Annotated in this window: 10 protein-coding genes, 1 pseudogene and 1 riboswitch; of the genes and pseudogenes, 3 read left to right on the plus strand and 8 right to left on the minus strand. The window is 36.4% G+C overall.

The genetic code is table 11. The annotated features are described in order from the left end of the window. Window positions 1–135: 135 nt before the first annotated feature. Entirely contained in the window at window positions 136–1,821 is a 1,686-nt protein-coding gene (locus IQ237_RS09410; RefSeq protein ID WP_194054420.1) for a TrkA family potassium uptake protein, read from the plus strand. Window positions 1,822–1,952: 131 nt separating this feature from the next. Here the strand turns inward: IQ237_RS09410 and IQ237_RS09415 are convergent, their stop codons facing one another. From IQ237_RS09415 to IQ237_RS09435, 5 genes and pseudogenes are all read right to left on the minus strand, one after another. Continuing rightward, complete coding sequence (locus IQ237_RS09415) at window positions 1,953–2,702, minus strand: phycobilisome rod-core linker polypeptide (protein WP_194054421.1); 750 nt, start codon at window positions 2,700–2,702, stop codon at window positions 1,953–1,955. Between the two features lie 681 nt (window positions 2,703–3,383). Next, on the minus strand, window positions 3,384–4,127 hold the full coding sequence (locus tag IQ237_RS09420) for a Uma2 family endonuclease (RefSeq protein WP_194054551.1): 744 nt from the start codon (window positions 4,125–4,127) through the stop codon (window positions 3,384–3,386). Between the two features lie 173 nt (window positions 4,128–4,300). After that, window positions 4,301–5,269: an ROK family protein gene (locus tag IQ237_RS09425; RefSeq protein ID WP_194054423.1), complete on the minus strand. Its 969-nt coding sequence runs from the start codon at window positions 5,267–5,269 to the stop codon at window positions 4,301–4,303. 64 nt (window positions 5,270–5,333) lie between these two features. Further along, window positions 5,334–5,468 (minus strand): Mut7-C RNAse domain-containing protein, encoded by a 135-nt coding sequence (locus tag IQ237_RS09430; RefSeq protein WP_194054425.1) that lies wholly within the window; start codon window positions 5,466–5,468, stop codon window positions 5,334–5,336. A gap of 136 nt (window positions 5,469–5,604) precedes the next feature. Further along, a pseudogene (locus IQ237_RS09435) lies at window positions 5,605–5,698 on the minus strand (Mut7-C RNAse domain-containing protein); the annotation flags it as partial. A gap of 755 nt (window positions 5,699–6,453) precedes the next feature. Here IQ237_RS09435 and IQ237_RS09440 point away from each other — a divergent pair. Next, window positions 6,454–7,437 (plus strand): sucrase ferredoxin, encoded by a 984-nt coding sequence (locus IQ237_RS09440; protein ID WP_194054427.1) that lies wholly within the window; start codon window positions 6,454–6,456, stop codon window positions 7,435–7,437. 100 nt (window positions 7,438–7,537) lie between these two features. Here IQ237_RS09440 and IQ237_RS09445 read toward each other — a convergent pair whose 3' ends face one another. The 3 genes from IQ237_RS09445 to modA form a co-directional block, all read right to left on the minus strand. Further along, window positions 7,538–8,020: a DUF29 domain-containing protein gene (locus tag IQ237_RS09445; protein ID WP_194054429.1), complete on the minus strand. Its 483-nt coding sequence runs from the start codon at window positions 8,018–8,020 to the stop codon at window positions 7,538–7,540. A 154-nt stretch (window positions 8,021–8,174) separates the two neighbouring features. Further along, on the minus strand, window positions 8,175–9,041 hold the full coding sequence (locus IQ237_RS09450; RefSeq protein ID WP_194054431.1) for a zinc metalloprotease HtpX: 867 nt from the start codon (window positions 9,039–9,041) through the stop codon (window positions 8,175–8,177). Window positions 9,042–9,216: 175 nt separating this feature from the next. Continuing rightward, window positions 9,217–10,026 (minus strand): molybdate ABC transporter substrate-binding protein, encoded by an 810-nt coding sequence (gene modA / locus IQ237_RS09455; RefSeq protein WP_194054433.1) that lies wholly within the window; start codon window positions 10,024–10,026, stop codon window positions 9,217–9,219. A 252-nt stretch (window positions 10,027–10,278) separates the two neighbouring features. Next, a riboswitch (Fluoride riboswitch) is annotated at window positions 10,279–10,342 on the plus strand. Window positions 10,343–10,430: 88 nt separating this feature from the next. Here modA and IQ237_RS09460 point away from each other — a divergent pair. Next, a complete protein-coding gene (locus IQ237_RS09460) occupies window positions 10,431–12,071 on the plus strand; it encodes a sodium:proton antiporter (protein WP_194054435.1) in 1,641 nt (546 codons plus the stop codon). Window positions 12,072–12,125: the final 54 nt, after the last annotated feature.

Genomic DNA, 12,125 nt, shown 5'->3' on the forward strand with positions numbered 1-12,125 from the left:
TTGCAGGTAAATGAAGTAAACAATCTAGTGAAAAATATTTACATCAAAACATTTTACTCCTGACACAAGAGGGCAACCACGGGGGGATTGCCCCTACGACTGACTCCTGAATTATTACAATTATGCTGCTGTTTCATGAAACCTCGAATTATTGTTTGTGGCTTAGGACGGACTGGATATAAAATCTTTCGTTTGTTGAGACAACAGGGTGCGTTAGTTGTTGGTATTCATCGCAGACCCATAGCTGGTGAAGCAACGGGAGATGTAATTATTGGTGAATTTTGTGCAGCTTCTACCCTGCAAGCAGCAGGAATTGGCCAGGCACATACTTTAGTGATTGCTACTGCTGATGATGCAGTCAATTTGTCAGTGATGATGCAAGCGCGGGTATTAAATCCTAATATTCGCATTATCAACCGTTTTTATAATACTAATTTAGGTGAACGTTTAGATCACACTCTTATAGATCATTTAAGTATGAGTGTTGTGGGGTTGGCTGCACCAGTATTTACATTTGCAGCTTTAGGAAATAAAGCCATAGGACAAATCAAATTATTTGAGCAAACTTGGCCAATTCAAGAAGAATATATTGATGAAAATCATCCTTGGCATGGTCAAAAAATCAGTGATTTGTGGGAAGATAAATCACGGATGCTGATTTATTATTTACCTGTTTTTGGGAAGATGAATTTAGTGTCAGCGGTGTTAGCAGAACAACATTTAAAAGTAGGCGATCGCCTCATTATTGGTACTCAACCCCGCATCAATCACACCCGCAAATCATGGGCAAGAAAACTGATTAAAATTTTCACCAGTATTCGCCATTTTCAAAAACACGCCAAATCAGTAATAGCAATGGCTATAGCATTAGTAGTCATTATTTTGATCGCCACTTTTACCTATGTTTATGCTAAATTAAATATTTCCTTTGTTGATGCCTTATATTTTGCTGTGGGCATGATTACTGGTGCTGGTGGTAATGATAAAGTTGTAGAAGAAGCACCAAATAATATTAAATTATTTACCATTTTTATGATGTTGGCAGGAGCAATAGTTTTTGGTATTTGGTATGCTATGCTAACGGATTTTGTCTTAGGAACTCGTCTCAAACAATTTTGGGATGCTGCCAGAATTCCCCAACGTCATCATTATATTGTTTGTGGTTTAAGTGGCATTGGCATTAAAATTGTGCAACAACTTCATACAAGTGGACATGAAGTAGTGGTAATTGAAACAGATGCTAATAATAGATATGTCAACACTGCTAGGGGAATGGGTATTCCTGTAATTTTAGCAGATGCGAGTTTTCGCACAACTTTACAAACCAGTAATATAGATACCGCGTCCGCAGTTTTAGCTGTTACTAATAACGATGCTATTAATTTAGAAATTGCCCTCAAAGCCAAAAGTTTAACATCAAAAATTCCGGTAATTGTTTACTATGCTGATCCTGATTTTGCCAGGATAGCACAACAGGTATTTGATTTTGAAGCTGTATTAAGTCCCGCAGAATTAGCTGCACCGGCTTTTGCTGCTGCTGCTTTGGGAGGGAGAATTATTGGTAATGGAATTATCGGTGATAATTTATGGGTGGCTTTTGCAACTTTGATTACTCCTAATCATCCTTTTTGTGGTCAATGGGTGAAAGATGTAGCTAGATATGCGGATTTTGTACCTTTATATGTAGAAACAAATCACCAAACTTTACACGGTTGGGATTTATTAGAAACTAATTTAAGTGCGGGTGATATTTTGTATTTAACAATTCCTGCAAATCGGTTATATCAATTATGGCGTGAAGAACAGGAAATAGCAGGTTAGACTGGACGAGGTGACAGGTGACAGGTGACAGGTGACAGGTGACAGTGAATAGAGTGAAGGGATAATCAATAATTATCTGTTCCCTGTTCCCTGTTCCCTGTTCCCTGTTCCCTCTTTAATGACAGGTAATATTACAAGCTAATCACACCATAATAGGAGAGAATTACATAAACTATGAATGCAAAAAAGACGAGATGTTCTATGAAAAAAAGAGGTGATGACATCAATAACGAAACTGGATTGTAAGGAGGTTTGTGCTGCTTCCACCAATGTCCTACAGGTGCTTTAGCTTGGAAATATCCAAAGTCCTCTAGTTGTTGACGATGGTATTGATCATAACGAGGAAATTGGCTAAAAGGTAACTCTCCTATACTATGTTGTGCAATAATTCTTCGACGTTGATAGGGAACTGTATTATCACCAAAATTACTTTGATACTCCTCACTATTTAGCAGTGCATCAATGAATCCTTGTAAACCCTTAGTCCCAATCACAATAGACCAGGCCATTGTTTCTTGTTTACTGTAAACATTCCTGCCCAAAACTCGTTGTATACACATTTCCACGAATCTATAATTGTTATTCGCGTTGTAGTTACGTAAGCGGAATGTTTCCGATAATAACAATCCTCTAATAAAATCCCGAACAGTAATACTTTTGTGTTTTAATTGGGATTCTAGAGCTAATTGACGGTTGCTAACTAAAATTTGTTGTTCGTTGAATATTTGACGATAAGCAGCCCAAATTAACTGATCAATTTCTGCGGTGTCAGGTGTTCCTTCTGTGGTGTAAATTCTTGGATATTCTTCTCCAGGAATTTCAAAACTTTTAACTCTTTGGTTTTGGCTGGATGGAGCGTATTTTAGTAGAGGAATAGTCATGGGGATCCTGTTGAAGTTGTAAAAATGATGTTTTCAGGATTTACGCAATAACTTTGATTTCTAACGTTAGTTGGTATATCTGCACTTACCAACTTCTGTTAAATCTAAAAGTTAAAATTCTGATTCAATTTTGAAAATCATTGTCTACTTTTACAACTAAATAATTATTAAGAAATCAAAGATGGCAGAAAAACTTAAATAATGAGGAGCATGGTTGTTTTCCTAACCACAAAGTAGCATAATATCTCATTAGATGATCTTCTGTATCTAAATTAGCTGTTTGATTTATAAAGGTGTTAATGATTGATTAAAAAATATAGCCGTAGACAAGGCGATTAGGGGAACATCCCAAATGTGTAAATTCATTTTTATCTATGGAAATAATAATATGCCCCAAGGGTATGATATGATTGAACCGCAAAGGGCGCAAAGGACACAAAGGAAAGAGAGTTTAAGAGATTTTTTAGTGTTGCTGCGGTTATTTTTTCTTTCATTGGGATGCTCCCACGATTAGGACATTAACGAAAAATAAAACTTAAACACTCTAAGGTTTTTAACACTGTCACCTGTCACCTGTCACCTGCTATAAAAAATCCCCTACTTTTGGCAGCAGTCGGGGATTTAATATTTTTGAATTTATGGTTAATTTATGTGAACAATGTGAACACATTTAAAACAAATTTAATCAGAAATGCCAGCATCTCGCAGACGTTTTTCTAATTCTTCAAGGCGTTTTAAGGCGGCTTCTTTAGCAAGTCGTTCTTGTTCTTTAGCAAGTCGTTCTTGTTGCACTAACTCAGAACCCCAAAGTAACAAATTACCATCTTGATCCCACCAGCGTAACCAGTAACCTTGACGGTTTTCGCGCTTTCCTTGCCATACACCTATAAATAGTTCCATTTCTGCTAACCAATAACGGTTATTATCATCAAGGGAACGTAATTTATAAGATCCAGTTTCTTGCAAATTATGTACTTCTAATTCTCCGGTTTCTGGTTGAAAAATGATGTAGTTAGGAACTTGTAAAACTTGTTCATAAAAAAACCATTTTCCAGGGGGATAGGTGCGTTTACTGGAATATTCACTTCCTTCTGTATCGGAAAGAAATTCCATGACCACTGTAGGAATTTGTCCCTGTTTATGGGGGGTGTAACTGCGTTGAATTTGCTCTCTAGGTACGGTAATTTGCGGCACGTAAGCCCAGTCAGGGGCTTTAATGACAAATTTGCCATTTACGGTGGCACAGATGCCATAATTAGTTGTAGCTAAAGCTGTTTCTGGCAGTTTACCAGCGAGTTCTAAACTTTCGGTTAATGCTGCGGCTAGACTGGGTTGGTTAACATTATCCACTGGTTCATCTTCTAAAATGAAGTCTTCGGGTAGGAGTTCCCAGGTAATATTGGTGGTGGAAGCACTTACAACCATAGGAAACATAAATAAGGGATTAAATTTTAGTATAGCTTGTGATTGATCTGACTGAATTTGAGATTTGAAATTGTGAATTTTGGCGTAAATAATTCAAAATCTCAAATTTAAATAACAGGTAAATAATAGGCGATCGCCTAAAAAATTCTGAAAATAATTACTTCACAAAATAATTACTTCATCACATCCAAACCCAAAGCCACCGCCCCCCACAATGGCGCATCATCTCCCAAAACCGCCCGCACAACTTCAAAATTCACCTCTGGTAATGCGGTTTCCTGGGCTATTTTGCGTACAGTCGCCCAAAAACTATCCCCCGCTTTTGTCACTCCACCACCTAATACAAACCTCTGTGGGTTCATTAAGTTAGCAACATTACCAATACCCACTCCCAACGCCCAAGCTGCTTTGTATAATACCGCTTTTGCTAGTTCATCTCCATTTGATGCGGCTACACTGACTATTTGCCCGGTAATTAAGTTTAAATCATTACCTACTAACTGTCTAAGTATATCACCTCTTGTACCTCCCCCAGAATTAGGAGGTTGTTTTTCCAAGAGTTCTTTGGCATTTTGGGCAATATAAGGACCAGATGCGAAACGTTCTACACATCCCCGTTTTCCACATAAGCACACTGGACCTGCGGGATCTACTACTATATGGCCAATTTCTCCGGCCATTCCTCCCGCACCTTGCCAGGGTTTATTGTTGAGTATCCAACCTCCGCCTACTCCTGTACTAATGGTAATGTAAAATAAGCTGTCGTATCCTTGACCTGCACCAAAGCGATGTTCACCAATTGCAGCTACGTTAGCATCATTATCTATGCTGACTGGGGCGTGATATTCTTCTTCTAGCAAGAGTTTGAGGGGAATGTTTTCCCAACCAGGTACATGATGGGAAAGTCTCACCATACCTGTGTCTGCATCTACTGGTCCACCAAAGCTAACACCAATGGCATCTGGCTTACGTTGATCTAATACATAATCAATGAGCGATCGCATAATTTCTATATCACTTAAAGCATCCGCATTGGCAGGTGAAAGTTTATTTTCATGACGCAACCATTCTCTAGAACCTGCTTCTACTGTCGCTGCTGCTAGTTTAGTTCCACCAAAATCAAGAGCTAATATTAATGCCATAATTGATAATTGATAAGTGGTAATTGGTAATTGGTGATAGAAAAACAGTTTGACTCATTACCGATTAACTATGACTATTCATCATTATCTCATTAATAAAGTTTTGCAATCGTGTATAGTGTGACCCTTTCCAATAAATTTGGGCGCAATTTTCACAACGATGAAATTCATTTATCAATTGATAATTGACAATTGACAATTGATAATTGTTTCATTCAATGTTTAAAACCTCCCTTTTCAAGGGGAAAAAACCAAAAAAAATCCACTTTTTCAATCCTCTTCCTTTCAGGGAGAGGTCATTGTCAATTGTTCATTGTTAATTGTCCATTATTGAAAATATACCGTATCAAAACCCAACAATCTTAAAGATGTGGCTAATTTACCCAAATGAATATCTAGTACAAAACGAATTACACCAGGTAATTTTGGTATCTTGCCTTTTTCCTTGCCACAACGATAAATTTTAATGCCCACCTACTTATTTTTTAATATAACCTCTTGGTTATTTATGTGATTGAAAAATCTAATGAAAAATTTAATGATTATTATATTAAATCATGATTCGCTGGATGTAAGCTAGATATAATGAGAAAAATTAGCAAAAAATAAAGATGTGAGCAATTACTTGCTTTTTTATTTAAATTCTGTTACTCTTGATACATAAACTCAAAAATCAAGCATCACAAGGCTTTCAGCATCTTTGTTTTTGATGAACAGCAAGTACAGCACCACGGGAGAAACAACAGATGAAAACTGCCATAACTTCCTTAAATTCTACCTTTGGGGTGATGACACGCGCATTTTTACCATACCCGTTGCCATAACTTGCTTTTTTATATTTTTGGTTGTTTGTTGAGAATTTTTATTATTATGACAGCATTAATTGATGCAATCCTACTTATGGACAGTAAACTTTTAGATATAGATAAACAATCTATTGATAAAAACCTATAAAACTAAGCTTAAAGTAATTTAAGCAAAACTAAGTCAATAGATGCTGAGTTTTGTAAAGAAAGGATTTATTAACCGGAAAGACTGGAAAAAACCAGAAGCTTATAAAGTGGCAAGATGTCTTAAATTGCTAAATCTATGAACATCAAAAAACACTGAAAGTAGTAGCTAGAGACACAATTTTACTGTTTATTTATCTTTGTCCATACAACAAATTCTTGGGAAAAAATGATATGAATAAGTTTTTTTGCTCAGACTACTCAAGACAAATAGGAGAAGAAATAATTGGTAGTGCAACCAACTACCAAACTTATATTTTAGTAGAATGTCCTACTCCTTGGATGTCAGAAGCATTTACTTCTAAATGGGTTCCTGATAATTTGCGGGTTTTAGTTTCTGAGGTGCAGCGTAGTAAATTACCAATTAGATTTTTGTTAATTGCCAATGATGATTCACATAGAGTAAAAGAAACTACATTATTGATTTATCAAAAACAAGAAGGTTTAAGTCATGGCTACCGCAAACAAGAATTTAAATTACCAAATATTGAACAAGTAGCGGGAGTTGTGCGGAAATGGTTATCCGGTGGAAATCCTGATTATCAGGTAGAAAATAATTTCACCAGAGATATTTTAATTTGTACACATGGTAGCCATGATCAATGTTGTGCGAGATATGGCAACCCTTTTTATTTTCATGCTAAAAATACTATTGCCCAATTGCAATTTGATCATGTAAGAATTTGGAGATCCAGCCATTTTGGCGGACATCGTTTTGCACCGACAGCTATAGATTTACCAGAAGCAAGATATTATGGTGTACTGGATCAAGAATCTTTCAGATCAATTTTAACTCGTACTGGTGATATTCAATTTTTAAATAAAGTCTATCGTGGTTGGGGAATTTTGCCCCCGGTATTACAGGTTTTGGAAAGAGAAATAATTTTTAGTCAAGGATGGAATTGGTTTAATAATAAAGTAGCAGGTAAAATTTTAGAGCAAAGCATGGATAATAATACAATGTTAGCAGAGCTAACTTATGAGAATCCCGCTAGTTCTCTCTACACTTACCAGGCTAAACTTGTTAAAGATGCAGTGAAAACGCGAGTTTTAAAAAGTTCTTGTCATGCAACACAAGAGTCATTGGTTGTGAAATATGCTGTAGATAATCTTGTTTTGGTTGATAGGAAAGTTGCTAGTTATGCCAATAATTATTAGTGTAAGAAGGTAGAAATTAGGATTGGTAGGGGTTTAGCAGTGCTAAACCCCTATCTTTTGCATCAAACGATTAAGCATTTTACAACCAAGTTACAGACTTTTATATGTCACTTGCTATATCCCCATAAAAATCTTCATTTAATAACTGTTCTAACGTAAAAGGAAGATCAAGAGGATATTCTGATTCATCGGGTTTTCTCACTCCTAATTTAGCATTTTTGCTTTCTTTAATTGCCAGTTTGCGAGCATCGGTATAAGCTATAAAAATAACTTCATACAGATAATTTTTAAAAGAAGGATTTTCTGCTAAAACTTTTGTAACTCGAAACCGATGTTCCGTAACAGAACTGTACCAACTTCCTTTCATCATTTCAGGAGCATCAGCTTGAACAGTTAATTTGAGTAAGTGAGCAATTAAAATTGTTAAATTACTCAAAAATGACCGTTTTTCTGATTTACCCATATCTTCTAATTCTACAAGCAAATGTTCCCAATCAATATCATTAAAATTGTGTTTTTTAATTTGTTGAATGATGGTTTCTCGCCAAAGATTAAAATCTTGTTCATACAATTGATTGTTCATAATCATCTGGGGAAAGTGAACTCTTGTTTTAATTTAGTTGAAAAATATTGACTTGTAGTGTAGAAAAATCAAAATTTAATAAAATTCAACCAAAAATAGAATTAATCATTACAATCTCACATCCCCGACTTCTTCAAGAAGTCAGGGATATAATCTAATAACTACCTGCCAACTCTCTTTCTATTTTCAGCAATGCTTCTACACGGGCTTCTGTTGCAGGATGACTAGAAAACAAATTACCTAAGAATTGCCCAGAAATGGGATTAATAATTAATAATGGTTCAAAGGCTGGATTAGCATTTAAAGGCATTTGTTTTGCAGTAGCTTCTAACCTTTGCAAAGCCCTAGCTAAAGCGCGGGGATTACCTGTTAATTTGGCAGCACCAGCATCAGCAGAAAATTCTCTGGTGCGGGAAATTGCTAATTGAATAACTGTCGCGGCTATAGGTGCAAGCATCACTGTTACTAGCACTCCCAAAGGATTTCCACCTCTTTGATTATCTCTTGAACCACCACCAAACCACAGGCTATAACTTAACATTTGTGCTAGGAAAGAAATCGCACCTGCGACAGTAGCAGCAACGGCTTGAGTGAGGGTATCACGATTAATAACGTGGGTGAGTTCGTGAGCAATTACGCCTTCTAATTCTTCCTCTGGTAATATATTTAAAATACCTTCAGTAACAGCAACAGCAGCGTGTTCTGGATCTCTTCCTGTAGCGAAAGCATTGGCAGTTTGTCCAGGAACAATGTAAACTCCTGGCATGGGAATATTAGCACGGGCTGACAGTCTTTCTACCATGCGATAAAGTCCTGGTGCTTGGGCTTCGCTTACAGGTTGGGCTTTATAAACTGCTAAGGCAATTTTATCAGATTGATACCAAGAAAATAAGTTTGTAACTGCTGCTAATCCAATACCGATAATTAAACCGCTAGTACCACCAATTACCCAATAACTAATGGCAATTAATAAGCCACTTAGGGCGGCTAATAAAGCAGCAGTTTTGAATTGATTTCCCATTTTGCACTCTCCTGTTAATGCTGCATGATTTTGTTTAATGAGTAGATAACAGCATTAGTTTAGCTATGTTTTGATTGTATCGAGTTCAACCTTGAGGTACAGTGATGAAAACCTATCAGGGAAGTACGGGTTTTACGCTGGTAATGATAAATCATTTGCATCTACAATTATGTTTTTATTTGATATGGGTCTCCCCTGGTAAAATAAAACCATATTTTTTCATGATATTCCTAGATTGTGAACTGTTAATAAAATTTGCAAAATTACGAGACTGCAATTCATGTTTACTATCTTTAATGACAGCTAACATCTGCTCAAGGGGTTTATGTAAATCTTCAGGAATTAAAACCCAGTTTCCTGGCTTATTAATACTCAGCGATAAAGCCGAAATAGTTACATCAACATTCCCAGTTTCTCCATATTGTTGGGCTTGACTTATATTTTGCGCTAATACTAGCTTGGGTTTTACTTTTTCCCATAAACCCGCCGATTGTAATGCTTCTTTTGCAGCAAGTCCATAAGGTGCATGATCAGGATTAGCAATAGCTATTTTTTTGACTTCTGGCTTCATTAAATCTTGAATATCCTGAATCTTTATTTTTGCGTCTTCACGAGTCCATAAAGTAATGCGCCCAATTCCATAAATTTGTTTTGTATCGGTAATAATTAAACCTTTTTTATCTAGTTCTTCAATAAATGCTTTATTAGCTGCTGCAAATATATCTATAGGCGCTCCATTTTCTATTTGTTTAGCTAACTGACCTGTAGAACCAAAATTAAATACTATTTTGTTTCCTGATTCTTTTTCAAAGGTTTTACCAATTTCCTCAAAGGCATATTTGAGATCAGAAGCCGCAGAAACATTTAATGTTACATTGGGTGAGATAGATTGAGTAACTTTTGGGTTAGAATTGATGGTTTGTGTACAAGCTATTAAAACTACAGTCAGGAAAAATGCTAGGAAAAATTTAAGGTTAAATTTCATAATTGACTAGGTAATTTTTAGAAAACTTTGCATACAGAATACACCACAGGAATAATTCTTTATTTTTTTGTTACACAATGTTATCATGTTATATCTCCTTAACAAGTATGTTCTTTTTAGAAATAGTGCTAACTATCTATCAAATCTTGGATTAAATTGCTTATATTTATATTTTTATAATTTCATTCCAGATTAGTGATTAGTAAAGTTTGTTCATTTACCTAAATTGTGATATGCTCTAATTAAACAAAAATTATTAACGGCGATGGAACTCGCCAAAACCGCCTTTTGAAAGGCTGATAGTTCCTACTTTTCCCACTGACTGCGGGAGGGTAGGCCATTATGAAAACCTAACTCCCCTGTAGAAAGTATCTGTCTACAAATTGCACTTCTAGGAGTTAGGAATGTTATTAAGTATCATTTGGATTTTATTAATAGGCTTTTTTAGCGGTCAAATTGCCCGTCGGTTAGGCGCTCCGCCTTTAATTGGGATGATTTTGGTGGGAATTATACTGGGTTCTAAAGTAGGAAATGTCATTAGTGCAGATGTGTTAAATGCTGCCGATGAGTTGAGAACTGTGGCAGTGATGATTATTTTAATGAAGGCTGGACTAGGGTTAGATAGGGAAAAACTGGCGCAACAGGGTACGGTGGCGCTGCGTTTGGGTTTTTTACCTGCGACTACGGAAGCGATCGCAATCTCCCTCGCCTCTATGGTAATTTTTAAGTTAGACTTTCCCACTGGTTTACTTTTAGGTTGTGTCATTGCTGCTGAGTCTCCCGCTGTGATAGTTCCGGGAATGCTGAGATTAAAAAGTTTAGGTTGGGGTGTAACTAAAGGTATTCCTGATGCCATTTTAACTGGTAGTGCTTTATCTGATGTCCTGCTTTTATTAGTCTTCAGTTTATTATTGAGTTTTCTAGGTAAGGGAGGAGTTGAACAAATTACCTTGTTTGGAGGTTTAACTTTAAATTCTCTGCAATTACTCCCATTGCAAATTATTATGCAGATATGCTTGGGAATCGTTTTGGGTTACTTAGCAGCAAGGTTGTTAGTTTCCTTATTAACTCGACAAAACTGGACTCAAAACGCCGTCCAAGATACTATAATTGCGGCTGGGTTAGCTTTATTTTTGGTAATTGTTGCACACATTTTACCTTACTTTTCTGGTTATTTGGCGACGATGGCGTTAGGATTTTTCTTAATAGAATTAGATGCACCTTTAGCGCGACGTTTGCGGGGTGGTTTTGATAGTTTATGGGTAGTAGCTGAGATATTCCTGTTTGTTTTGTTGGGTGCAACTATTCCACTACAAGTATTAGGAAAAATACTTTTACCTGGTATTTTAATTTTAGCAATTGGTTTATTTATCGGTCGGATGATAGGTTGGTATTTATCAACTTTAGGTAGTAATTGGAATTGGCGAGAAAGACTGTTTTTACTACCAGGAAATTCTGCCAAAGCTACTGTACAAGCGGCTATTGGGGCGATTCCTTTAGCTCAAGGGATAGAAGGAGGAGAGATAATTTTAGCTCTTGCAGCCCTTTCTATTTTAATCACTGCACCTCTAGGTGCTTGGGCAACTATGGCTTTTGCTCCTCAATTATTAACTAGGGGAGAAGTTGACCCCACAAAAGTCACAATTACTAATCATACCCTGTTACTCGCAGCCATAGATACCTCTGATTTATCAATAGCGGTTTTAACAAAGGTAGCAGATTTAGCTCGTCGCAGTAATGGGGAAGTCATCGTTTTACATATAGCTAATCTTTCCACAGAACAAGTTATCAAACAATTAGAAACACGATCTAAAAGGTTGCTATCGGATATTAAATATGAGTTTTTAACCACAACGGGAACTGTTCCCGAAGAGATTATTCGCATTGCCCAAGAGTATCATGTAACGGCGATTGTGATGGGGAAACGTGGTCATCAACCTTGGGAACAAGTGTTAATTGGTTCAGCCTCACAAGCCGTTTTAGAAGCTAGTACAATTCCTGTAATTTTGTTGGAAAGTCCTGCAAAAATAGCAAACCCTAAGTAGAACGGTGTGAAAAAACAGAAGTATGTAATAAAAAGTAAAGTTGCCCAAAAGTTT

Origin of the sequence: Sphaerospermopsis sp. LEGE 08334 (genome assembly GCF_015207205.1) — a bacterium.
In the GTDB taxonomy this organism is placed as follows: Bacteria; Cyanobacteriota; Cyanobacteriia; order Cyanobacteriales; family Nostocaceae; genus Sphaerospermopsis.